At 35.8% G+C, this 22,811-nt stretch carries 44 protein-coding genes and 1 pseudogene; all 45 read right to left on the bottom strand.

Translation table 11 applies throughout. The features are described 5' to 3' along the window. Positions 1-2,009: pseudogene (locus ACFWDE_RS19055) on the bottom strand (tape measure protein); the annotation flags it as partial. A gap of 242 nt (positions 2,010-2,251) precedes the next feature. After that, positions 2,252-3,496, bottom strand: a complete 1,245-nt coding sequence (locus ACFWDE_RS19050; RefSeq protein ID WP_377893998.1) for a coiled-coil domain-containing protein — start codon at positions 3,494-3,496, stop codon at positions 2,252-2,254. 241 nt (positions 3,497-3,737) lie between these two features. Further along, positions 3,738-4,100, bottom strand: coding sequence for a hypothetical protein (locus ACFWDE_RS19045; protein ID WP_377893996.1), 363 nt, complete (start codon positions 4,098-4,100; stop codon positions 3,738-3,740). Between the two features lie 4 nt (positions 4,101-4,104). Next, positions 4,105-4,677 carry a major tail protein gene (locus tag ACFWDE_RS19040; protein ID WP_377893995.1) on the bottom strand — a complete coding sequence of 191 codons (573 nt, stop codon included), beginning with the start codon at positions 4,675-4,677 and terminating at the stop codon, positions 4,105-4,107. Beyond that, positions 4,678-5,007 (bottom strand): hypothetical protein, encoded by a 330-nt coding sequence (locus ACFWDE_RS19035; protein WP_377893994.1) that lies wholly within the window; start codon positions 5,005-5,007, stop codon positions 4,678-4,680. It lies immediately after the preceding gene. Then, positions 5,004-5,360 (bottom strand): HK97 gp10 family phage protein, encoded by a 357-nt coding sequence (locus ACFWDE_RS19030; RefSeq protein WP_377893991.1) that lies wholly within the window; start codon positions 5,358-5,360, stop codon positions 5,004-5,006. Before ACFWDE_RS19030 ends, ACFWDE_RS19035 begins: the two co-directional genes overlap by 4 nt. Further along, positions 5,353-5,652, bottom strand: a complete 300-nt coding sequence (locus ACFWDE_RS19025) for a phage head closure protein (protein WP_377893989.1) — start codon at positions 5,650-5,652, stop codon at positions 5,353-5,355. The genes ACFWDE_RS19030 and ACFWDE_RS19025 overlap by 8 nt, the downstream gene beginning before the upstream one ends. After that, a complete protein-coding gene (locus ACFWDE_RS19020; protein WP_377893987.1) occupies positions 5,649-5,921 on the bottom strand; it encodes a head-tail connector protein in 273 nt (90 codons plus the stop codon). The genes ACFWDE_RS19025 and ACFWDE_RS19020 overlap by 4 nt, the downstream gene beginning before the upstream one ends. Before the next feature lie 2 nt (positions 5,922-5,923). After that, positions 5,924-6,214, bottom strand: a complete 291-nt coding sequence (locus ACFWDE_RS19015; RefSeq protein ID WP_377893986.1) for a hypothetical protein — start codon at positions 6,212-6,214, stop codon at positions 5,924-5,926. A 36-nt stretch (positions 6,215-6,250) separates the two neighbouring features. Further along, a complete protein-coding gene (locus ACFWDE_RS19010; RefSeq protein ID WP_377893984.1) occupies positions 6,251-7,417 on the bottom strand; it encodes a phage major capsid protein in 1,167 nt (388 codons plus the stop codon). 13 nt (positions 7,418-7,430) lie between these two features. Then, positions 7,431-8,015, bottom strand: a complete 585-nt coding sequence (locus tag ACFWDE_RS19005) for an HK97 family phage prohead protease (protein ID WP_328069259.1) — start codon at positions 8,013-8,015, stop codon at positions 7,431-7,433. Continuing rightward, positions 7,966-9,201 (bottom strand): phage portal protein, encoded by a 1,236-nt coding sequence (locus ACFWDE_RS19000; RefSeq protein WP_377893983.1) that lies wholly within the window; start codon positions 9,199-9,201, stop codon positions 7,966-7,968. Before ACFWDE_RS19000 ends, ACFWDE_RS19005 begins: the two co-directional genes overlap by 50 nt. A 15-nt stretch (positions 9,202-9,216) precedes the next feature. Further along, positions 9,217-10,905, bottom strand: coding sequence for a terminase large subunit (locus ACFWDE_RS18995; RefSeq protein ID WP_377893982.1), 1,689 nt, complete (start codon positions 10,903-10,905; stop codon positions 9,217-9,219). After that, on the bottom strand, positions 10,902-11,273 hold the full coding sequence (locus ACFWDE_RS18990; RefSeq protein ID WP_377894002.1) for a hypothetical protein: 372 nt from the start codon (positions 11,271-11,273) through the stop codon (positions 10,902-10,904). The genes ACFWDE_RS18995 and ACFWDE_RS18990 overlap by 4 nt, the downstream gene beginning before the upstream one ends. Positions 11,274-11,428: 155 nt before the next feature. Continuing rightward, positions 11,429-11,632: a hypothetical protein gene (locus tag ACFWDE_RS18985; RefSeq protein ID WP_377893981.1), complete on the bottom strand. Its 204-nt coding sequence runs from the start codon at positions 11,630-11,632 to the stop codon at positions 11,429-11,431. 320 nt (positions 11,633-11,952) lie between these two features. Then, positions 11,953-12,297 carry a hypothetical protein gene (locus tag ACFWDE_RS18980; RefSeq protein ID WP_377893980.1) on the bottom strand — a complete coding sequence of 115 codons (345 nt, stop codon included), beginning with the start codon at positions 12,295-12,297 and terminating at the stop codon, positions 11,953-11,955. After that, a complete protein-coding gene (locus tag ACFWDE_RS18975) occupies positions 12,294-12,599 on the bottom strand; it encodes an HNH endonuclease (RefSeq protein ID WP_377893979.1) in 306 nt (101 codons plus the stop codon). Before ACFWDE_RS18975 ends, ACFWDE_RS18980 begins: the two co-directional genes overlap by 4 nt. A gap of 140 nt (positions 12,600-12,739) precedes the next feature. Next, entirely contained in the window at positions 12,740-12,976 is a 237-nt protein-coding gene (locus ACFWDE_RS18970; RefSeq protein WP_377893977.1) for a hypothetical protein, read from the bottom strand. 11 nt (positions 12,977-12,987) lie between these two features. Continuing rightward, positions 12,988-13,152: a hypothetical protein gene (locus tag ACFWDE_RS18965; RefSeq protein WP_377893976.1), complete on the bottom strand. Its 165-nt coding sequence runs from the start codon at positions 13,150-13,152 to the stop codon at positions 12,988-12,990. Positions 13,153-13,187: 35 nt separating this feature from the next. Beyond that, positions 13,188-13,436, bottom strand: a complete 249-nt coding sequence (locus ACFWDE_RS18960) for a hypothetical protein (RefSeq protein WP_377893974.1) — start codon at positions 13,434-13,436, stop codon at positions 13,188-13,190. 260 nt (positions 13,437-13,696) lie between these two features. Next, complete coding sequence (locus ACFWDE_RS18955) at positions 13,697-13,867, bottom strand: hypothetical protein (protein WP_377893972.1); 171 nt, start codon at positions 13,865-13,867, stop codon at positions 13,697-13,699. A gap of 49 nt (positions 13,868-13,916) precedes the next feature. Beyond that, complete coding sequence (locus ACFWDE_RS18950) at positions 13,917-14,159, bottom strand: hypothetical protein (RefSeq protein ID WP_377893971.1); 243 nt, start codon at positions 14,157-14,159, stop codon at positions 13,917-13,919. Positions 14,160-14,180: 21 nt separating this feature from the next. Continuing rightward, complete coding sequence (locus tag ACFWDE_RS18945; protein WP_377893970.1) at positions 14,181-14,354, bottom strand: hypothetical protein; 174 nt, start codon at positions 14,352-14,354, stop codon at positions 14,181-14,183. A 92-nt stretch (positions 14,355-14,446) separates the two neighbouring features. Beyond that, positions 14,447-14,848, bottom strand: a complete 402-nt coding sequence (locus ACFWDE_RS18940) for a hypothetical protein (protein ID WP_377893968.1) — start codon at positions 14,846-14,848, stop codon at positions 14,447-14,449. A gap of 105 nt (positions 14,849-14,953) precedes the next feature. Further along, positions 14,954-15,169, bottom strand: a complete 216-nt coding sequence (locus ACFWDE_RS18935) for a hypothetical protein (protein WP_377893967.1) — start codon at positions 15,167-15,169, stop codon at positions 14,954-14,956. Between the two features lie 908 nt (positions 15,170-16,077). Next, positions 16,078-16,446 carry an ArpU family phage packaging/lysis transcriptional regulator gene (locus ACFWDE_RS18930; RefSeq protein WP_377893966.1) on the bottom strand — a complete coding sequence of 123 codons (369 nt, stop codon included), beginning with the start codon at positions 16,444-16,446 and terminating at the stop codon, positions 16,078-16,080. Between the two features lie 140 nt (positions 16,447-16,586). Continuing rightward, entirely contained in the window at positions 16,587-16,835 is a 249-nt protein-coding gene (locus ACFWDE_RS18925) for a hypothetical protein (RefSeq protein ID WP_377893964.1), read from the bottom strand. 14 nt (positions 16,836-16,849) lie between these two features. Further along, a complete protein-coding gene (locus ACFWDE_RS18920) occupies positions 16,850-17,038 on the bottom strand; it encodes a hypothetical protein (RefSeq protein ID WP_377893963.1) in 189 nt (62 codons plus the stop codon). A 14-nt stretch (positions 17,039-17,052) separates the two neighbouring features. Continuing rightward, entirely contained in the window at positions 17,053-17,373 is a 321-nt protein-coding gene (locus ACFWDE_RS18915; RefSeq protein ID WP_377894000.1) for a DUF1064 domain-containing protein, read from the bottom strand. 118 nt (positions 17,374-17,491) lie between these two features. Beyond that, positions 17,492-17,665 (bottom strand): hypothetical protein, encoded by a 174-nt coding sequence (locus tag ACFWDE_RS18910; RefSeq protein WP_377893960.1) that lies wholly within the window; start codon positions 17,663-17,665, stop codon positions 17,492-17,494. Between the two features lie 37 nt (positions 17,666-17,702). After that, positions 17,703-18,059 (bottom strand): hypothetical protein, encoded by a 357-nt coding sequence (locus tag ACFWDE_RS18905; RefSeq protein ID WP_377893958.1) that lies wholly within the window; start codon positions 18,057-18,059, stop codon positions 17,703-17,705. Between the two features lie 13 nt (positions 18,060-18,072). Beyond that, complete coding sequence (locus ACFWDE_RS18900) at positions 18,073-18,258, bottom strand: hypothetical protein (protein WP_377893957.1); 186 nt, start codon at positions 18,256-18,258, stop codon at positions 18,073-18,075. 130 nt (positions 18,259-18,388) lie between these two features. Then, positions 18,389-18,556, bottom strand: coding sequence for a hypothetical protein (locus tag ACFWDE_RS18895; protein WP_377893955.1), 168 nt, complete (start codon positions 18,554-18,556; stop codon positions 18,389-18,391). Positions 18,557-18,594: 38 nt separating this feature from the next. Beyond that, positions 18,595-18,873: a hypothetical protein gene (locus ACFWDE_RS18890; protein WP_377893953.1), complete on the bottom strand. Its 279-nt coding sequence runs from the start codon at positions 18,871-18,873 to the stop codon at positions 18,595-18,597. 14 nt (positions 18,874-18,887) lie between these two features. Next, entirely contained in the window at positions 18,888-19,400 is a 513-nt protein-coding gene (locus ACFWDE_RS18885; protein ID WP_377893952.1) for a hypothetical protein, read from the bottom strand. 40 nt (positions 19,401-19,440) lie between these two features. Beyond that, complete coding sequence (locus ACFWDE_RS18880; protein ID WP_367630621.1) at positions 19,441-19,704, bottom strand: hypothetical protein; 264 nt, start codon at positions 19,702-19,704, stop codon at positions 19,441-19,443. Positions 19,705-19,738: 34 nt separating this feature from the next. Then, positions 19,739-20,050: a hypothetical protein gene (locus tag ACFWDE_RS18875; protein ID WP_377893950.1), complete on the bottom strand. Its 312-nt coding sequence runs from the start codon at positions 20,048-20,050 to the stop codon at positions 19,739-19,741. A gap of 33 nt (positions 20,051-20,083) precedes the next feature. Further along, on the bottom strand, positions 20,084-20,488 hold the full coding sequence (locus tag ACFWDE_RS18870; protein WP_377893949.1) for a hypothetical protein: 405 nt from the start codon (positions 20,486-20,488) through the stop codon (positions 20,084-20,086). Positions 20,489-20,519: 31 nt separating this feature from the next. Further along, a complete protein-coding gene (locus ACFWDE_RS18865; protein ID WP_377893948.1) occupies positions 20,520-20,846 on the bottom strand; it encodes a hypothetical protein in 327 nt (108 codons plus the stop codon). 36 nt (positions 20,847-20,882) lie between these two features. Then, complete coding sequence (locus ACFWDE_RS18860; protein WP_086406892.1) at positions 20,883-21,194, bottom strand: hypothetical protein; 312 nt, start codon at positions 21,192-21,194, stop codon at positions 20,883-20,885. 35 nt (positions 21,195-21,229) lie between these two features. Then, positions 21,230-21,475, bottom strand: coding sequence for a hypothetical protein (locus ACFWDE_RS18855; protein ID WP_377893946.1), 246 nt, complete (start codon positions 21,473-21,475; stop codon positions 21,230-21,232). A gap of 36 nt (positions 21,476-21,511) precedes the next feature. Then, positions 21,512-21,886 (bottom strand): hypothetical protein, encoded by a 375-nt coding sequence (locus ACFWDE_RS18850; protein WP_377893944.1) that lies wholly within the window; start codon positions 21,884-21,886, stop codon positions 21,512-21,514. A 38-nt stretch (positions 21,887-21,924) separates the two neighbouring features. Beyond that, positions 21,925-22,371 carry a dUTP diphosphatase gene (dut, locus tag ACFWDE_RS18845; protein ID WP_377893941.1) on the bottom strand — a complete coding sequence of 149 codons (447 nt, stop codon included), beginning with the start codon at positions 22,369-22,371 and terminating at the stop codon, positions 21,925-21,927. A 13-nt stretch (positions 22,372-22,384) separates the two neighbouring features. Continuing rightward, entirely contained in the window at positions 22,385-22,552 is a 168-nt protein-coding gene (locus tag ACFWDE_RS18840) for a hypothetical protein (protein WP_377893940.1), read from the bottom strand. 10 nt (positions 22,553-22,562) lie between these two features. Further along, positions 22,563-22,811, bottom strand: coding sequence for a glutaredoxin family protein (locus ACFWDE_RS18835; RefSeq protein ID WP_377893939.1), 249 nt, complete (start codon positions 22,809-22,811; stop codon positions 22,563-22,565).

The raw sequence follows: 22,811 nt of genomic DNA, 5'->3' as shown, positions 1-22,811 counted from the left end.
TTTAAAACCGTATCCCACACAACTTTTATCCCATCAAATGCATCTGATACAACACTACCAATAGCACTAAATACAAATTTAAAAGCTGGTAAAAGCACATTTTCTATGAATGATGAAATTTTTGAAAAAACAGGTGATAGTATTTCGTTCCAAACACGTTGGATGATTTCAAATGCATCCGTTACAATATCTTTTATGATTGTGAATCCTTTTTCAAATACTGGTTGTAGAGTTTCAGTGATTATGGATACTATTTGATCAACTATAGGTTTAAAATATTCGTTGTATACTTCCTTTATCTTATCGCCAAACAACACCCATATAGCAATTAAGGCTGCGACAGCGGCAATTATTATAAGAATCGGTATATTTAAAGCGGCAATAACACCCGAAAAGACTGTAGCTCCAGTAGTTAATGCAAGGAAAATCGGAAGTAGAGCTAAACACGCAGCTGATAATATCCCAATCACAACACCAATCGCTGTGATTGCTGCTGCTAGTTGCGGATGAGCTGAAATAAAACCAGCAAATGCAGAAACAACATCGGCTACGACACCCAATACAGGTTCAAGAGCCTTTTTTAACTCATTCATTGCTTCTTTCAATTTAACAAATCCTGAAGCATCCGTTTTATTTACGGATTGTTGTAAGTCATCTATTCCTTGTTTTAAGTCAGCTTGTTTTCCTTCAGTTTTTAATATTGTATCTATGATTTTTTGACCTTGGTCTTCAAACATTGTGCCGAAAATTTGTACACCAATCGCTTCACGTAAAGCGGCATCATCGATATTATTTAGCCATTTAACCATATCTACAAATGCCTGTTTACCTTCTTCGCCGCCTTTAGCAATAGCCTTACCCCAACCTTCCAGTTGAGTAAATATTTCTTTTACAGCTGCGCTATCGGGTGGTTTTTTCGCAAGTTCGAGTTTCTCTGCATTCATTTCTTTAAAAGATTCTAACTCGGCTCTATGCGATTCGCGAACAGCATCCATTTCATCACTCAAACGCTCACTTAACGCTTGTTTGCGGTTATTCTGACTTTCTTTTAAAGCGGATAAGTTTGCTTGATTGACTTCTCTTAACGAATCAAGTTGTGCTTTATTTGATTCACTGATAGCTTTTAAATTCTCTTGTTTATTTTGCTGGAAAACTTCTTTTTGTTCCTGCTGACGTTCTTTCAAAGCTTCCTTTTCATTGTTTATTTGTTCTTTAACTTGTTCTTTTCGGCTATCAATCTCTGATTTTAGCGCTTCTTTCTTTGCGTCAGACGATTCTTTTATACCGTCTTTTTCTTCTTTCAACCTATCAATTTGATTTTTACGTTCTTCACGTATTTTATCAAGTTGCATTTTCTCTTCAAGTTCTTGTAATGCTTTAATTGCCGCCTGACGTTCTTCTTCATTTTTTGCTTTGCTTATTTTAACCTTTAAATCAACACGTTTTTCAGCATTCTCACGATCTTTGAAATATTTATCTTCAGCTGCCGTTTTCGCATCCAAAGAATTAATTTGATCGTCTACTGCTTTGAGACGATTATATTTTTCCTCATCAATTAATTTCATACGTTCCGTATATTCTTTATCGATGAGCTTTATTTTCTGCTCAGATGACTTTTCAAACGCTTTAACTTCCGCTTCAAGGGACTTCTCAAGTGCTTTTTGTTGTCTATCATAATTTTTCGATGTTGCATCGTATTCAGCGCTAAGTTTTTTCTCTAAATTCTTTTGCTGATTATCGTAACTTTTAGAAACCGCATTGTATTCAGCATCAAGACTTTTAGCTAATGCGTTCTGTCTTTGACTATGGCTTTTAGAAAGTGCTTTTTCTTGATTGCTAAAGGAGTTTGCAAGTTCTGATTCTTGTTTAGCGAATCCTTTTTGCATTGCTGAAATTTGTTCATCTGACATTTTTTCAGTATCATCCACAACGTCGCGGATAGCGTCTTTCATGGAATTATTTAATCCACGCCCCATTTCAACAGCCCGAATACGTCCTTCTTTTAAACCCGATATGTTCAACAGGATTCGCAAGCCCCCGCCAGTTCTCTTATGAACTTCTGTATATCACTATACAGGCCAGACTATATCATCATCTTTGTATAAGATGCTCCCCATTTCGGATGTCATTAGCTTACACCCTACGTCTTTCGACTAGTCGTTACACACTTCCTATTTATAGGATTGGCTCGGTATTGTCTCTTTTGTGAGAGTTCCACCGAATTAGAGGAGTTTGCTATGAATGTCACCACTCATAGGGACAATTGTTTATCCAATAAGTTATCAATATTCCAAGATTTTTCCTTAGCTGCACTTGCCATAATACTTTGCACTTCAATTGCTGTATAACCGACTCGTCTTAGCTGCGCGCCATATTCGGCAATAATATCAAGTTGTCCAGGTGGGAATCCTATCTTTAAAAGTGAATTAACTAAACCTAGTGCTTCTTCATTTGAGATTTCTAATTCACTGCCGACCTCATTCGTTTCTTGAATCAACTCTGTAAAATCAATACCTGCATATGAATTAGCAACCACAGCCGCTCCCTTTACTACCGCCGCATTAGATTCATCAGACGCTTCCTTATTTAATGCCCATTGTAGACGTACACCTTCTAAAGCCTCTTCTGCATCACTTCCATAGGCTGTAACAGTTCTAACTGCATCTTCCACAGTTCTTTTTGATGATTCTGGAACATCAAAAGTAATATCGATTTTAGTCTTTAACTCATCCATATTTAGAGCCTGTTCGATTACTTCTTTAAGTCCTAGACCGGCACCTATTCCAGCTACTACGTTTTCTAACTCAACTCCTAATCCTTTAACACTTTCGCCCGCTTCCTCTGCTTCTTGAGAGAGCTGGTTTAAATCGCTTCTGATGTTTTGAATGGAATTACCATCATCAACAGAACGAAGCGCCTGTTGTAACTTGCCGATATCTGCTTCGGCTCCTAGCGCTTCCCTTCCAATTAGCTCAATTGCCTGATCTAATTGCCTACTTGATGCCGTACCATTTTTAATTGCATTCACAAGACGATTCCCTAATGCATCCGCAAAATCATCAACACTTTTTCCTGTGGCGCTAAATAAAGTCTCTAATTGTCTCGTTGAACTTGCTGCTTTTTCTTGCTCGGCCTTTAATCCTGCAAGACTGTTTTTGAATCCATTAAGTTGCCCTTCTGTAAATTCAATTTCACGTCTAAATGCCCGATATTGTTCTTCATTAATCGCGCCACTTTCAAATTGTGCTTGAACTTGCTGTTGAGCTGACTTTAAACTGTCTAATTTTTTCGTTGTATTCTCAATTTGTTGAGTAAGCAATTGTTGCTTTTGGGCTAAAGCTTCCACATTACCCGGGTTGAATTTCAATAGTCGTTCAACATCTTTTAATTCTTTAGTTACAGCTTCACTTTGTTTGTTCACATCTTTTAAAGCATTTTGAAGACCGGTAGTTTCTCCATCAATGGAAATTGTAATCCCTTTAATTCTTCCTGCCATGTTATCACCTCGCTTGCTTAGAAATTATTAAAGTCATCTTGTGTAGCTGTTCTTGTATTTTCTTGTTCTTTTTTCGGATTTCGTAATTCAACATACTCATCGATATAATCCAAGCAATCACCTATTGTCATATCTTCTAAATCTTCTTTTGATAATTTGCATGAATAACAAAGAGCAAGGAATGTATCAACGGAAAAATCACCTTTCCCATCGTTACGCCCTTGCCCTTGTTCATCTTCTGTTATTTTTTTTTTGACTGAACAGTACTTTTAATTAAGTCCTGAATTTCAGTTATAATTTCTGCAATTGGAAATTCTCCGAAAGTATCAAGCCATGTTAATGGATCTGGGACTTCTTTATTTGCCGTTTTAGCAAATGCCCATACTAAGTTATAAATAACTTCAAAATCTAATTTACTTAAATCAACTTGTGAAAGATCAATATTACTTTGGTCGCCATCAGTTGAAATATATGAAGAAAGTACCCCTAAGCTAAGGATATCCGCAAACATATCACGTCTAAATTGCGCCTTATAGCGAATAGCTGTGCCGGCGGTACTTTTTAAAAGCACATTCTTATCATCAATTACAATTGTTTTTTCCATCTAATTACGCCCCCACAACTTTCTCATACACTTTTTTATACCAAGCATCGTAAATGCCAGCAGGCGTTTCAATACTTGTTGCATCTTTCACTTTTAATGTTTCTGGATGCTGTGATGCAACGAATTTCAATTCTGCTGTAGTTGGTTCTGTTTTATCACTTTTTGTAGAAGAGCCAAAACCTGGACGAGATACGGATACGTTATACATTACATAACGCGTCGCTTTTTTATCCCCATCAAATTCAAACAATAAAGCAATTCTATTGATTTTTGCATTTGAAACTTCTGAAATGACCTTGTCTACTGGATCCAAAATTTCTCCTAAAACATCTGTACGGAATGCCTCTGTAACTTTAGCTAGATTAAAAGTGCCTTCGTAACCCTGATTACTTGATTCTGCATAATAGTTCATATCATCAGCATAAAAGTCTGATTGCTCACCTTTTGGTTCCAATTTCATTTCAACTGCACCTGGTAATTTAGCTGGTGTTCCATATTTAATTTTTCCAGTTTCATCTTCAGTTATCACGCTATAATGTACATTCTTTAAACCGAAAATAACTTTATTTTCTGCCATTTATATCAGCCTCGTTTCGTATATTTTTTGAAATAATTTCTCTGAATCTATAAAAACCTCAGATGATTCATAAGGGATCTCATTATCATCTAAGATTTGTTCAAGCTTGGATTCTGCAGCCAAGTCTTTTTTCGTAGTATAAAGTTCAATGTTTACATCGCTTATTTTGTGATGTACCTTGTTATCGGCAATCATGTTTGATGAGCCAGCTACGAGATAACAAATATACGGCGGTTTAGGTACGGGATTACCTATCGTAGCCGTAAAATGCGAATAAGCCACAGGATAACCTGTAGCATCAAGAATTTTCTTTAATTCAATTAAATTCATTGTGAAATCGCCCTTTCAACACGCTCTGAAAGTTCGTTTACTGCTTTTTCTTCAGCTGGAGCGATATGAACTTTTGCTGGTACACGTCCACCATTGGCTTTTGCGTGTCCTTTTTCTAGCAAGTGTGTAAGTTGTGGTTTTAATGCATTATGAACAATAATTGCATTGCCATCCTTCTTCTTACGCCATCCCTTCGCATACTTACCTGTATTTTTAGGGCTATTTTCTTTCAAGTCACTTACTAAGTTATTTGCAACTTCTTCTTTTTCAACTTCTAATTTTTCTTCTACTTCTTTTCCATACCTTTGTAGTTCTCTAGCAATATCATTTGCTAGACTATCGATACTAGCCACCGGTTACCACCTCACAGTACAATTCGATTTTTTCGTCTTCACGTTCGTATGTGCGGTATATGTTATATTCTTTTTCGCGGTACTTAACTTCACGCTCCTCTTGATAATCCAGAACATGGACGATTAAAACACAGCTCGCTTTAATGTCACTTTGACCAGCTTGAAAGAATTCTGATTGTGGTACAGATTTCTTTTTACAAAATACTTGTCTACTAAACGTTTCCTTTTCTTCCTTTTGTCCTAATTCATCTTCAACAACTGTAACGATTGGGAAATGTAGAATATCGTTCATTTATAATCACCCGCTAATGTTAGGTGATTTTTGAGCATATTATACGATAATTGGAACCTCTCGGATTCCTTTGCATCCGGTATGAAATTAGCTTTTGTATAGGTAATAATTGCGCGCTTAATTAACGGGTCTGTATCATCGTTCGATTTGAAACCAGAAACGCCCGATAATTTCAAATCACATCGGGCCGCTTCAATTAAATCTTCAATTTCATCATCAAGAGCATTATGTGAAACACGTAATGCCTTTTTCACTACAGTAAGCATCATTATTATTCACCAACTGGTTCAAGTTCTTTTAATGCCTCAAGTGCCGCTTCTTTCCCTTTAATCTTTTCTCCGTTAGGAAGTTCATAATACCCTCCGCCTACATGAACAATATCAGGGACAACAGGTTTATAATCACCAAGTGGTTCAGTCTCAAGGAATCCTTCTTTTTGTAGGAATTCTACTCTTTCTTGGTCATCTGTTTTATATGATTCTCCAACACTATAATGCACATAGGAGAACTTATCGCGAAACGCTGTAATTACCTTGAATTCTTGCATTTTCTTTTCAGACATAAAATTACCTCCTTATTTCAAATGAGAAAGCGGCTATTAAACAGTAGCCGCTTTCTTCACTCGTAAGAATCCATTTTTAGAAATTACGTTACCACCGGCAAATACTGAACCTCTATGAGCAATCATACCTTGCTTAAATTTGAAGTCAGTTGAGCGTTGTACATCCATATCAGAGAAAATTGTAAGTTGGTAGTTTGATAATGGTCCATAAGCCATATTGAATTGACCAGCTGTAGTTGCTGCATCAGATACCGCTTTACAAGCACTATTGATAATAAAAGGTACGCCATCAATTGTTCCAGAATTACCATTGGATACAACGTTGTAAACCTTTTTTCCATCATCTGTACGAAGTTTAGCGAATGCTTTTAAATCTTTTTTATTTAAGATTAATACCGCTGCATCTTCAACATCCTCATCGCCACCATAGCTGTAGATAATTTCATCTAATGTAGAAGCGTCAATTTTAGAAATTGATAAGTCTGTCCCTGCATCAATTGCTGTAGCTGCTGTCGAGAAGATACCAACTAGACGATTTGTAGCACCTGTTCCAATAAGGATTTCACGAGTGATTTTCTTACGAGTTGCTACAGTGATTCCTTTCATTACCTCGCTATCATAATCAGCTGCAGGTAATTTTTGAAGCTCTTCAGTATCTTCAGAGTATGCTGTGATTTTAGCTTTAGTAATATCAGCATATCCAAACTGTGTGTCAGCTGTAGTATAATCATTGCCTTCAGTTGTGTAATCACCTTCGCCATAGTTTTTAATGTACGGTTGTTGGTAGCTTTCTCCACCTCTTAATGTTTTTGTTAATACACGATCAATCAGTGTAGAAACTTCATTAAATGTAGGTCGAATATCTGAAGCACTATGTTTTGGTAGTACTACACTTCCACTTCCTACAGTCACAGCACGGTTTTCCATTAATGCTTGTCCACGCTTTTCTGAAGCCTCTAACTCCACATCTTGTTGCGGTGGCTCATTGTTAAATGTTTCAACTACTGTACGTGTTTCTGGTTCAGCATTGTTATTAATGACTTCAGCTTCTTTCAGTAAACGCTGGCGTGTCTCAATTCTTGTTTGTTCTTCGCTTAGTTCGCGCAATTCAGTTTCTAATGCTACTAAATCAACTTCTCCAGTACCTTCTAATGCTGTTCGGATTTCCGCTTTACGCTGTAAAATTTCTTGTAAACGATTCATATATCATTCTCCTCTATAAGTAAGTTTTTAAGATTAGTTTTTTACGTAATTCTTCTTTTTGTTTTCTTTCTTCATGATGTTTATATGGATCATAACCCCTCGCGCTAACTTCCGAATCAGGATAAGCAGGAAAGGCTACCGCGCTAACCTCTAATAACTTCGCTTTAGTTACTGTTCGTAACATTAAGTCATCGTCAGGTTCATCTATTTCCTCAGTTATCATACTAAAGCCAAAGCTAACTCCATCGACATCGCCGCGCTTGATTGTTTCGTATGTGTCGTTTCCAAGTGTTGTTTTGGGTAATGTCAATTCGAACCTTAATCCAATGGAATCTTCCGCTAATTGCAAGGTGTTATTCTTTGTTCTCCCTAGAACCTTAGATGTATCATGAGACCATAAAAAACGCTGGTCATCCTTTTGCAATGATTCTAAGAATGCACCTTGTCGGAATTGCTCGCGGAATTTTCGATAATAACCCATAACTACTGAATTCTTTTCCCACTTCACAGCGTATCCGGATAGCATTTTATTACCATGTTCATCTTCTCTAATTTCCATTGTTTGCGTTATTAGTTCCCTTTGTTCCGTTTTGTCCATTATTCTCACCTCCTTTATCAGTAACATTTCCTTCCTTAACTAAGGCTGTATCTAACCTTCTTATCGGTTCAGACCCACCTTCAATTGGACCAAGTGAAAGAATCGCTCTCCATTCATTCGGTGTTAATGAACCTCTATCAACCATTTGAACAAGGTCCATCTTTGTTTTCATTGAAGCGTATTGAAGTGAAGAAGATTCAAAGATGATTTTGTTCCCAAATCCTCTTTCTTTACGTGAAAAAAGCTTCCTGGTGAATTCTCCAGCAAGCTGCATAGCCAATGGTTCTATCTCTGATTCGTAATACGCATTCCATTCGTCTTCATTGTATTTACTTTGAATGATTTTTTCGTTTGTATTAAAGAAGTTATAAATACGTTGAACTGTTTCTTGCATTTGTTTTGAATCTGGAACAAAGGCTTCAGGTTTAACTTGTTCTAAATCATATCGCGGATCAGAAGAAGCTGCGCCACCATCATTTGCGATATTTAAATAGTTATTAACAAAGTTTTTAACCTGCATATCGATATCTTCTTGTTTCAATACCGATTTAAATTTAAGAATCCACTTTACTACAGCGCTGTTTTTAATCGCTTTAACAATTCCTTGATCGGTAGTCGTTACAATTTCCATCAATTGTGACAACGCTTTACCAGGATGTTCTCCAAAGAAATCATTTTCATTAAAATCTTTACGCAAATGAATCACATCAGTATATGGAACAGTCATTTGTTTTCCGTTCCTAAAGTAAAACTTCAAAAAGATATCTCCATATGTCCCTTCAACAACCTCAACTGTTGTACAAGGTATAGGATATATTTCAGAGGCATATCCCAAGTCATCTCGTTTAATATAAGCAAAGGCATTGTGATTCAATTCTAATTGATTTGTCATTTTCTCTTGAAACATTTGACCTGTCATCAACGGATTGGGCTCTTCTAATAAAAACCTGATGTATGGCTCTGGATTAACTTTGAACTCGGTTTTATTATCCCTAATGTGTTTGGAAACTAACTTACCAACAGCCTTAGCTTTAGGCCGTATGCATGCGCGAATTATATCACTCTGATAAATGTCTCCACTCCAAGAAAAAAAGCCGCCACCAGTATCACTAATCATTTCATAACGGTTATAACTTTTAGTGGATGGAGCTTGTTTCTTTCCGAATATCTTATCTAATAACCCCAAATTCTCACCTCCTTCTTAAATCATATTATGATAATCGTTCCATTTATCTTGCAATATTACATAGGCGTTTAGTAAGGCGGCGGTGCCGTCAATTCTTCGTCTCTGATTACTAGTTTTACATGGTTGTATGTTTAAGTTTTTATCTATTTCTATAGCTGTATTTGAAAGGCACCACTTTGTAATATGGTTGTTACTGTAATTGATGATTTTAGACTCTAAATCTGCCCCAAGCTTTCTCATCGGAGATGACAAAGTTCGTTTCCCTTGAATTACAGGAATAGTTGCATCTGCTCCAAATTCATTTTTCAAATCTTCAACAAAGTATTTTGCCGACCAACTATCGTACCCTATCCAAGGTAAGTACAACCCATGTTCTTCTCTCAATTCCACTAACCATTCTACAATGAATTTATAATGTATCGAGTTACCAGGTGTTGTTCTCAATAGCTCCATATCTCTCCATGTTGAGTACGGGATTTTATCTTCGTTGGTTCTCTGTTCCAATAAATCCTCTGGCAACCAATACATATGTTTAGCGTAAATTGTCTCGTCATTAGGAACCTTAAAAATTACACAAGCAGAAGTTAAGTCAGTTGTGCTACTTAAATCGACTCCACAAATACCGTATTTAGGGGTTAATTCTGTTATGTCATAAGTAGCAATGTTATTCAATTGTTCAAATGTTAACCATGCTTCTGTAGATGTTTCTCTAACATTGAAATCTTTTGTAAGTAAGTTTTTAACTAAAAGAGAATTTGCCTTAGCTTTATTAACTTTCGTCTCAAGTTGATCTATCTTTTTAATAGTTCCAAGCCCGGGATTAGCTTTCTTCCACTTTGATGGGTCAGTCCATTCTTCACGTTTATCTAACTCATAAATAATTGGTAAAAAGCGATCATCTTTATAACCGTCTGGGTCATCAAATCCATTCAAAAGCATTTCAGCTTCTTCATATTTCATATCGTATACTGACTCACGAATAGTTCCAGCCGTTGTAATCATAAATATCATGGGTTGTTCCCTTGAGGATGTACCATCTACGATAACATCATATAGATTCTTATCTTTCCAAGCATGTATTTCATCCATCATTGCTCCATGAACGTTAAGTCCATCTAATGTTTCACTATCAGAACCAAGTGGTTTAAATGTACTATCATTCCATTCAGATACCATCTCAGAAACCAAAGGTTTAATACGTTTCAATAATGCTGGGGACTTCTTTACCATACGCTTCGCTTCTAACCAAACCAATTTAGCTTGGTCTTTTTTAGTTGCTACCGCATAAACTTCTGAACCAGGTTCACCATCAGCTATTTGTAGATATAATCCAATTCCCGAACCAACAGTAGATTTTCCGTTTTTACGAGCAACAACAAGTAATACTTCTCTATATTTTCTAGTTCCATCTATTTTATGCACAAAACCAAACGCTGCGGCAATGAATGCTTTTTGCCATACCTCTAAAGCAATTGGTTTTCCGCCCCATTTTCCTTTTGAATGTTTACAAAAATTTTCGATAAATTCGATAGCATGGTTAGCCTTTTTAGGATCATATTCATATACACTTTCTGTATCATGAATATCATTAACTAATTTTTTATATATCCTACGAACCTTATCGCTAACAATTTCTTCTCCTGATTCAATAAGGTTATAGTATTCAAGAATTGGATTATAAGATAACGGATATTGTATTCTCATTTATTCATCACGAAATCATCAAACCCATCATCCTTTTCCTTACTTTCAATTGGTTTTTTTGGTATGTAATCGCCCAACTGCTTCATTATAGTTTGGTAACTCTTATTCATAGAAATATAACGACGTGCTTGCGGTCGTTCTCTTTCATAAGGTTCTTGATTCTCTGATTGTGAGAACAATTCGTCATAACCATTTTCATCAAGGTCTTTTCGAATGTCTTCTAATCGAACTCGTAAGTCTGCCGCTTCAACTATTAGTCCCTCTACTACCAAGAGGGTATCTTTTGGCATATCTTTATATATCCGTTTAAGTCTGTTTATTTCCTTTTTAACTCGGTCTTCTTTTGTTAGTTCTTTCTTTATCGCCATCAATAACACCTCGCTTCTTTCGTTTTGGGGTAGGGGGGTCACGCGAAATGACCAATTTATTTTTTGAATCTCCATCATCGGTCCCTATCAGACCTTAAAATTTATTTTTTATAGGGGGGGTTATTGTTTTCTTCGTTTCACTTTTAACGCTTCAATCATAAAAGCGTTTCGACATTCTTCTTTATTACAATATAATCCTCCTCGTTATTATTCCAGTTACACGCGAAAGGATATCGTTCTATTGATAACGATCCAACTTCTCCTTCTTCTGTTAAAATTATTTCTAACTTCTTTATACCTTCTTTCTTTTGCCACTCTTTATCTACTTGTATATCATTAATACTATTGAATACAATCATTTATCGTACCTTCTTCCCCATCTTTCTTAACTCTCTTCTTAATAACTATCTATCTATTCTTCTTTTTAATCGACCGAATAATGATGGGCAATACTGTTTATAATTCTCTTTATCTCTTTTTAATAGACATTCAATTGAATTCCCAAGCAGATACTCTTGTGAGTATGGCATGAATGTTTGCCCATATAGTTTGTAGTGTTTGAAATGTCTTACCCCTACTCCAATGCTCTCCATATGTTTTAGATGTTCGTTATATACTTTGCTATCAATAGGAGCTAACCCAAGTGCATCAAGCTTCTTTTGTAGACTTATATCACTAATTAACTTCCTATTATTTTTTTTTCGAATAGTTGTACTAACGATTCCAACTGCTCTGGTGTAATATCTTTTAGGTGTTCAATTCTACTTTCGACTATTTCACTTCTAATATTTAAAGCTGTTTTGTTTATCTTCATACCGTCGCACAAGTGGTTCTTTTTACTAATTACCTTTTCATCATTATCTATTGGTTTCACAGATAACACATTATCACTATTGAAATAATTTATACCAGGTACAGCTGTTAATTGAACAACTGCGTTTGAGTAGAATAATCTAACTTCACCATTGACTATTTCTGAACCACCATCAACAAACTTTACCTGAGTCTTTTTATTGCCGTTCATTCCCTATCCCTCCTAATCAAATCACCATTCTCATCAAACATCACACCTTCTGCTACAGGGCTATTCTTCTCGTGATGCTCACGGTTGTGACAATCCTGACACAGTAACTCTAAGTTATTAAAGCTCAATGTAATCTCTGGATCATTAATGTTCTCAGGTGTTATGTAATTCTTATGGTGGACAATTTTCCCTGCCCTCACTGTGCATCTCTCACACAACCCATGTCTGAAGTTGAAGTATGACTCTCTGCACTTCTTCCATGCAGAACTTTTATAGAATTTTTTAGCATAATCTTTTGCCATTCACCCACCTCACGATAAACTCATTCTTTTATTTGTCTAACTTATCATCTAACCAAATAATTCCTAATGCTAATAAATAGCCAATGAACATCCATACTGGAGTAGATAACACTAATATTAAATCCACATTCATATCGCCTTTACGCTTCCACCCATTTATGTGTCACTTCTGGAGTAACTTTATATTTGATAGGAATTACTTCACCATTTACTAAGTTTGCAACCTGCTTTGCTGTTTCTTCATCAATAATCTTTGTAGCTATTCCTTCACTTCCAGCTAAATCAATAACAGGGAACGGACAATCATAACCAACAGCAAAGCTAGATACCCATAATCGCCCTACTTTTACTTTGTACTTGTATTTTATTTCCTCCATTACTTCTCCCCCTAATCTTCATCATCTATCCAATCAACACTATGAAAATCATTTATAGAATCAAGATGCTCAAGTAGTTTAAATGCTTCATAGCTAATCTCTGCCGCGTACCAGCCATGAGGTTCATCATATTCTGTTAAATAATACTTGCCCTTATGCTCTCTAACTACTTTCATTGATTCCCCTCCAAAATAAAAAAGCAGCTTATTAGCTACTGCAATTGTTCTACTATCTCATTAAATAACTGTTGTCCTTTTTCTGGATATCTTTCTAATCCACCATCAGCAAAGTATTCACCTTCGTTACTTATCATCTCAATTAATACTTCGCCTTTTTCCCAAACCTGCAAAGAGAATGCTACACATGATTCGAACGCTTTTAACGCTTCTTCTCTGTCTATGGTAGCTAACATGATATCGGAATCAGCATTGTCCCACATCACAACTGTATAGATCAGCACGAAATCACCTCAAAAGAACCTTATTTTTAAAAATCCATAACTAAAATTAATTTATACAGGGAAATGAATAATATACACAAAAGAACTGCGTATAACATGCATTATGTAAATTAGTCAACTGGGAAATACCTTGGTATCAGTGGTTTCTTTACTTTCACTGAATAAGATGTATTCATAATTTTATACATTGGCTTAAAAACGCTATTTTCAGCACCTCATCACCGTTATTTCCTGCATAAACTTCACTTTGTTAACTATCTCTATTTTTGTTCAGTTTTTTTGAACAAGCCCCATTTTTCAGCTACATGAATGGAATGTTCTGTTTGTTCCGTCGTCATTCCCATGAAAACAAATATTTCTATTATTTCTTGTTTTGAATAACCACGATTAACCATTGATTCAATAACATCAGCTAAAATTGTAAATCTCATGTTAACCACCTTCTATTTTCGTTCGTTGTGTTCGTTTGTTTTGTTAGTACTAACAAGTAGTCCTAGCTCTAATAAGCGTCGGCTTACGATTCAATACCTGCGATTTCATAACTTTAATAGGAACAAAAGGTAATCTAATGCGTTCTTTGTATTCCAGCTCTTCCTTATACATCTTACAATCCGATATCAATTCATTTAATTCATCAAACCAAGTAACATTGATTAAAGCATTGTAAATCTTATCAAGCATATCAATAAGTCTACCTCCACCAACGATTACTATACCTTTCATCCCCTCACCCCTTATCATCCCTTAATCCAAAGAAACATCTTCTAAATCCGTCCAGTACTCATTACCTACATTGTCACTCACTCGAACAGAAACACCTTCTCGAGACTCTTTTGCATCAACAATCTCCACATTGCGAGTAATCTGTCCTGTTTGTCCAATTAAATCATGTCTTGTTTCTGACACGTATTCAATCATGCTCTTCTCCTCCTTATCTTTCCTTAACAACAAACAAGACGCCCACCAGATAACAGCAGCGCCTACGATAATTGCTATTGGTTTAATCATTTTTATATTTGTGTTCCTTTACATACCACTGTTCTAGCTATTTCACTTGGGTTTGCAGTAATCTTAGTGAATGGACTAAAATGTAACGCCTGCGCTGGTTTATTTTCGAATCTACTCATAACCTTTTCTAACTTCTCGAATGCTCCTGTACACTCATTAGCCGCAGCAGTTAATTCTTTAATACTTTCATTCGCTTCTTTTGTATCAACCTCTACCTTAATAGTAACAGTATTTTTTTCTTTACTTTCCATTAATTCTTTAATTCCTGCTGTTTTCGTAGCTTTATATCCGTGGTCCTTAGCATATTCCTCAATGAAATCGTACATCTTTCTAACTTTAGATTGTTCTTCTGGTGTACACTCACCTTCAATTACAATTTCAAACTTAATTGTTCTTTCCTCCATCTTTCATCCTCCTAATCAAATATCCATTTCATTCATATTCACGTTTAATGTGTATTTTCTATATAATAAAGAAAAAAGCACCCGTTTTGGATGCGCTTTTCTTCATTAACGATATACACCTGTAAATTTTGGTGTTGTTGTATGAGTTTGATCAAATTCTACTGAAGAAATATTAGTTGGATTAATCATTACATTTTCGATACGTATTAACTCATTTTTTAACTGCTTATCTTCTGTTAAAATCATACTCATCAACTTATCTAAATCAATATTAAACGGATATTCTTTTCCGTTATTCATGAAAACTATAATTCTACTCATTATTCCACCTCCTCCCATTTTCTACTATTATAACAAAAAGAAACCGCTACAATTAAGTAACGGCTCTTTCACGGCTTATAAAAATATTAAAGGGGATGGGAGAAATCATTCACGAAAGGGGAATTTCGCAATCATTTCAAGGTCAAGATTACTCTCAACCTTCTCAAAACAACCGATACATACAATGTGGCTCAGGTTTTTAGCTCTTTAGCTATCCTGGTTATCGTGTTCGGTTGCTTGGAGAAGGAAAAGGCCTTCTCGTTTATACTCCTTGGAGTCGGCTACTTAATGTCATTTTCGCCTTTATTGGCCAATACTTCAGCTACTGCCTTCGCAAGCCATCTACCTTTACACAATGTTTAAAGGATTTATATCCAGACGCATATGTTTCTTCCTACGCCTTGTTTGAACCAACACATAAAACTGAGGGGGAATGTTCAGCTGTATTGGCTCAAACAAAGAGCGGAAGCTCTCTGCTCGTTTAATCGTTTAAGAAGAATCCAGCTTACGTTACATTAATAAAAATCGTGAGTAATTACTAATGTAATAGATAAGACTTTACTTTTTTTGTAACATGCAGTTCATTCAATCGAACAGCCCAACATTCCAATTTGTAAAAAGATCCAGTTTTAACATAGAAAACAAGAAACCACATGACAGGGTGGTTTTACTACCTATGAGCCTACAAACGAAAGGCGGTACGTTTATACACTCAATGAGAAGTAAAATATAAATAATTTCGGGAAACTTTTATCCCCTCTAGCCTCCGCGTCACCGAGTAACGTTATTATAATGGGAACGCTATCCCCAAAACGTATTCTCTTTTCAAAGAACTGTTTATAGGAATAGCTTATAATTTTCAGCATTTTATTTAGTCCCCCAAAAAGTTCGCGGTTTGTTCGCGATTTTTAGATAATCCCTAACGATGTAGCAATCAATTTCACGGCACTTTGCTTCTTCTCATAGAAATAAGTCTTCTTGAGTAGTAGATCATGATAAACATCTGAATCTTTTACTCTTTCATTCGTTAAGAACTTCATTGTAATAATGTCTCTTTCTTCCTTATCTAAGATATGGTCCAAAGTCTTCTCTATCTGTTTCACCTTCAATTCGCTTATTCTTCTTGAATTTCGTATCTCTGGAAATAAGCTGATTCCTTCTTGTTCCACTTCATTATTGAATCGCATCTTTAATGCACGGTATTCCTTTAAGATGCTGACTACTTCCTTTTGCACTTTCTTGTCATCGATTGCTGGTAATAAAGTTAATTGTTCCATGAAGGAATCCCCCTATTTCTAATTTGTAATTTTAACCTCACATAAGGTACGTGAAATTTTACTATCTCATTGTTGAATAAGGGAACGATGCTTAGTAAAGTAGCCCCCACCAATCTACTCTGCATGGTTCCGCTATCCATCTACTCTTCTTCTAATCCCCAACAACTTAAATACCAGTTATACACTTTACCATCCACACTACCTACGCTTCTATTGAATTTCACATCACTTCTGTATTCTTCGTTAAGATCCGATATAATCTTTTTAACCGTTGAGATATCTCCTGAATGTGCTAAGTAAACATAAAAGTGACCACAACTTGCAATCCTAACCCTTACCTTGTTTTCACAAACTTCCTTTAACTTTTCTCGTAATGTAGTAATATACATTCTTCTCATCCTCCTTAAGCTATTGTTTTCTGTAAAGCTGCCATCCTCTTATCCTCATCATGGATAGCCCATCCTTCTTCTAAATGTTGCATTAACTCGTGATACTTAAATACATCGAATATCCAAACGTACTGATTACTCCCAAAACCCGGCTCTTTCATATACAGCATATATTCTCTTGTACCCTTGTATCTTGGAATCATCTACTCAGCTCCCTTTATGATCTTGTCCATTCACCTAACTTCTTGTCCCATATCACAACGATTAACTCCTGTTTGTTTAAGTACTCCCATAACTTCTTACGTATTGGGAACCCCTCATTGATTGCGCGCTTACTTCCCTTCACATCACAGACCTCTACACGCCCATCTGAGTACGTTACTTTAAAATCCGGTGTAAACTTCATAGATGACTTTTTCGACTTCCCTGACTTCGTTATACTGCTCTTAATCTCAAAAGATGGTATAAGAGTGAAAGAGGGATGACACTCTATGTGACTGACATCATCCCTGCTCTTCAAGTACTTGTAATAGTTCATTTCTGACTGTGAATCGAAATTGATTCCGTCATAAGTTACTTTCTTCTGTTTAATCCGTGGTGCATTCTTTTTCTTAGTTGTTGCCTTTCTCTTTTTAATCACCTAGTAACCTCACTTTCTACTCCATTTGTCCTTTACACTCTTCAAGAAAATCAATAACTTCCTGAACATGCTCCTTTGTTGTCATACTCTCTATTACGTATCCTGCATCGTTATAAACATTAACCTTATCCCCTGTAAACTCCATTCCACACATTCCGTCTGCACCCAATAGCTTTACGTTACCTTCCATTCTTTTAACCTCACTTTCTATTCAAAGGATTATTTTATTAAGAATTAATAATTTCTTTAATCCTATTAAGCTTGTCTAAGTTGTTATCGCTTAGCGTTTCTCGATCAATACTAATACTCGCACGTCTACGTGTATTCATTGCTTCTACAAAACAAGAGTGTTTATTTTCTTTATCCCTAGCTAACATTTGAATACCTTGGAAAGAAGCGTCACATACATATCTAGTGTTTTCGAATAACTCTTTCCAATTTTGCTCTAAATACAACTTCATGTAATTCTCTATATCCTCACCACATGAGACATCAAACTCTACTTCAAACTGATCATCCATTGTCATAACAAGGAAAACCATGATTGCTCTAACCTCATTTAATTTACCGATATTTTCTTTCATTTCCCTCTACCCCCTATTTCAATAATGATTCAAGAAAACTAATTTCCATTTCCTTTGAGATAATACTTCCTCTTACCTTGCCTAATGAAATGTAACCGTGCTTTGTCAGTTCTTTAGCTTCATAAGCGTCCTCACGCTCTTCTAGTTTCTTTATTTTCCTGTCAAGATATAGGATTCTTGCTTTTATTTTATCTTCCATTACTCTACCTCCCCTGAATAAAACTCAATATTCCGTCAATAATGTATATGACATTAGATTTTCTCCTTGTTCCCCCTTGGAGAACCAAGCAGTTAGCTTTTGCTGGCTGCTCTTTTATTTGAAACAAATATTATCTATCGAATAAACTTCTGATAATGAAGTAAGGCCAGAAGAAAATAATTGGAATCGCAAAACACAATATAATTCCTCCCCAGGAAGAAGTAGTTACTGACCAAACTAATAATCCTATCCCGATTGCCAAATAAATAAGTACGCCAATTGTTATCCAAGTTAACATGCTTGTTTTTCACCTCACTTTTCTACAAAATGAAATTTTTATAATCTTCCTTTAAAGATGTTCTTGATCTGCACCTCTGAAAAACCTTCATATACCGCAAACACTTCTGGAAACTCACTTAAACACAAATCGATAATAGTATTGTCTGTCGTACGTATATAAAAGTACTTAACCAATCCGATGTAATCATTGTGCAAGTAATAACTCTGAATCTCGTAATTGTAGTTGTTAGCTTCCAACACCTCATACAGCTTGATTTTTGTCTCATCCATTTCAAACATGGATAATTGCCCTTCGATTTCCACCTGTTCTATCATTTCCCCATTCCCCTTTACGCTTGTTTCTTATTCCAAAATGCATTTGCTCCTCTATAATTGAAAGGACTCGCTTGATATCCTCTTGATGCTGCTTGCGATGGTGTGAGAACTGGCGTATTAATCGCCACTTCCACATCCCATTTCCACCGTCTAACTCTGCACCAAAGTAAATCCCTTGAAATCCCATTTCGTTTCGCTCGTTGCACTTCATCATCGGTAAACACTGTATCTGTCTTATTTGATCTAGCCAACTTAACCGATTCTTTGTTATCCATTACTGGTTTCGTTGCTGCTTCGTATGGATCCCAACCTCTTTTCCTACGATCCGCAAATGTTCTATAGCAAATCCCATGTTCCTGGGCTATATCCTTGTATTCCTTCCAACCAGTCCCTTTTGAGATCTTCTTGGTAATAGCTTCTTCTTTCGGCCAACCAGCTCTATAAACACGCTGGCGTAGCCTTTCATTGCTGATGCCATTCTCTTCTGCTCGTTTGAAATCTTCTGGAGTAATGTAGTAATCTTTCATGTTCATCCTCCTTGATACAAAATAGCGTTTTTGTTCAGTTTTACTTCTTCGCACCTCTTGGATATTTCAGTAATGCAAACTTAGTTGTTGTGGTATTTTCATTCGCATATGACCAGTGGACTCTATTCATTTCTCTTTCCCACTTGAACGTTATATCTAAAGTATTGCAGTAAGGTGATAATGTCACGTTCTCATCAATTTTCAAATTACCCATACTGCCACGTAATTTCTTGAACTCTTTATATATTTCCGTACTACCTTGATATACATATAGAGCTAACTGTTTACTTCTTGCGTATCTCATTCTGCATCCCCTTTTCTCTCAAATAACGATTTTGTTACAACTTATAATCTTGTGCTGCCTGCCTTAAGAATTTTCTTACCGCACTCTTTTCTCTTTCTTCTGGATTAATTACAAGCTCATTCACCTTAAACCCCAGCAATTCAGCACCTTCTATATTCCCTCTAAGCAAATTGTGTAAATTATGGCTATAATACTCATCCGTTACCTCAATTACTAATTCAAGCTTATGCCCAGCAGGAAATGTAAGTAATTTTGTAGCTGCTCTATATGTTTCATCCTCTTCCATTCGTTTATTGTGCCGAATTAGTTTTTCTTCAAACTCTTCAGATTTACTGATCTTTATCATTCCATCTCACCTTTCTCTAAAATAAAGATTTTATTAATACCTATTTGCTAAAAAACTTTTCGCATCATTAAACAATTGACCCTTTGGAACAAAGTTAAATCCGTACTGATTAAAGAAGTCATCATTTGTCATTTGAAACCAATCTTTTGCTAGATCCCATTGATTATGTCCTTTGAATGTTCCGTACCACTTACGTTGATGCGTTTCATTAATAGTGTTGCTTGATTGAACTGTACTACTCATTTGTATAGGAGATTGCATTCCCATCATTAAACCTGTAGCAAATCTTCTTCCGGCTTCATCTACATTTTGAGGTAATGCGCTTTCTATTCCTTTCAAGCTTTCAAGAACTTGATCTAATACCTGTGTATCACCTAAAACTTCACGGTTATTTTCGATATGCCAGACGATGTTTCCAAGCTTTTTCTTCAGACTCATATTCACTACACCTTTCTGTACAATAAGGATTTTATAGAAATTTAACGTATATAAAACGACTCGTATTAATGTGCTGTGTATATATATCGTGCTTTCTAAATAACAAACTAAAAATATTTTTCAATACATACTTTTTAAATGATTTCTTGATATGAGGAAGCCCTTCCCAATCCTTTTTTTCTTTTTGTAATTGACTTTCAACAAACTTCCATCCGCCCCTAAGATCAATAACATGTGTTGAAAAACATGCTCTTATCTCTTTTACTTGAAACTTCCAATCCAAAACTGCAACGTAATGAGGCAAAGGCGACGGCTTTACAATTTCCCCGTTATCAAACTGAAAATATAACTTGTACAAAGAATCACCTCTCTTTCTCCAAAATAAGAATTTTGTTTAGTATTCTGTTGACGCAATGATGCATGGGCCTGTAATGTTGTTTTGCTTTATTACCCATTCAAAAGTTCTTAAAACGCATGTATCCCCACCTCTTTGGAATACTGGTTCAATTGTTGCTATCCGTTGTTCTTCATCAGGCAAGTCATCAATACTGATATGGACTTTATCTTGCAAACTAACCTCACCTTCAAAGTATTCATTAATTTCATCATCATCGAATCCACATTCATTTTTATAAAACTCTTTTGCCTGTTCTTCTGTTTCCGCACAAACCGTATCACAATCATTCATTGCAAAAACTTTCATCATATCTATTTCCCTCCAAAATAACTATTTTGTATTAATTACTTATACCAGCATTCATTTATATACCAAGCTCTATGCCACGCATCGTCTAAGCTTTCTACAGCTTTGTTATGATTATTAGGGTCAACCGGTAAGCAATATACTTTTGCATTATCCGGATCGCTTTCTTCATCTTCAATTTCAATTTGAGTAACTTTTAAATGAAATTCCTCAAGACCATTACTAAAAACATCACCTACAGCAATATTCCAACCACTCGTTTCTAACTCTTCAACGTATTTCATCTTTCATTCCCCTTTTCTATTCAAATAACGCTTTTGTTAAGATTTAAGTACTTTGTATGCTATTCCTAATGCATCGCCCATTGCATAACGTTCCGGTAACTTGCAATAGTATTTATCGTATAATTCTTTATCTGAAAAATAGATGGACCTCATGATATCGTGTCTACCACACAAGGAGCTCCCCATTAATTTGTCGCAATAATCTTTATAAGCTTCTGGATGATGAATTCCTAACAGTTCCCAAACTTTCGTAATATGCGTTTTATGTTTACCTGCTGAATATGTTTCGATAATCATCATTGCAAAAGCGCGGTTATTCTTTGCTACTTCAAAAATATCTTTCTTGAATTCTTTTCTTACCTGTCTGTATTTTCTTTTCAAAGCTCTACGTGATCTGCTTACCACTGCCATTTCCATTCCCCTTTTCTGTACAAAATTCAAATTTGGTCTTACTTTACTCCTGTAGATCCGAAACCATTTTGACCCCTCTGGCTTTCCGATAGTTCGTCCACCTCAACAAAATGAGCTGTTTCCACTGGCGATATGACGCCTTGAGCAATGCGGGTTCCTCGTTCGATAATATGAGCTTTCATATTCACTCCTAAGTTACGTTCTGTATTATCGACTATCACACCAACCTCTCCTCTAAAACCACTATCCACCGTGCCAAGAATCACTCTTAATTTAGTATTACGTGAAATTCCACTACGCGGTCTCACCTGCAATTCGAATCCCGGTGGAATCTCAAAACCCAATCCAGTTGGCACGACCTTCGTTTCTCCCGGCCAGATAATCGTGTCCTCTGCTGCAACAAGATCAAAACCAGCATCAAATTCTCTTGCATATCGTGGTAATTCCACATCTTTTAATCTCTTAATCTTCACTCTTAATTTCATTCCATTCCGCTCCTTATAAATAACTCTTCAATTTCTCTTTCCGAATCTTCAACTCTTCCAATGCTTTCTCTGTTTTTCGTTTCTCACTATTCAATCCATTCAAATGATATTGCTTCCTATAAATCTCGTTTTCTACTGTTTTAAGTTCACCTTCCAGCTGTATTTTGGTTTCTTTCTTCATTCAATCCCTCCTATACTCCTAACCTAGTCATAACTTTACCTTCCTGGAATCCATGAATAATTGGATCATTTTCAATTTTCAAAGCCGGCATTGTCATCAGGTCATTTTCTACAATATGATGATAATTTTTAGGATCTTCAATGTTTAAATAAGTGATATCTAAAGTTGCGATATCAGAAGGAAAGTTGTCCAACATCATTTTTAATTTCATGCAATCGTTACAATTGTTTTTCGTATAAACAACGATCTTAGTTGCCAT

The sequence above is a fragment of the Bacillus sp. NPDC060175 genome (assembly GCF_042728695.1).
Taxonomy (GTDB): domain Bacteria; phylum Bacillota; class Bacilli; order Bacillales; family Bacillaceae_G; genus Bacillus_A.
The sequence above is the reverse complement of the archived record's forward strand: the minus strand, read 5'-3'. Positions and strand labels throughout refer to the sequence as shown.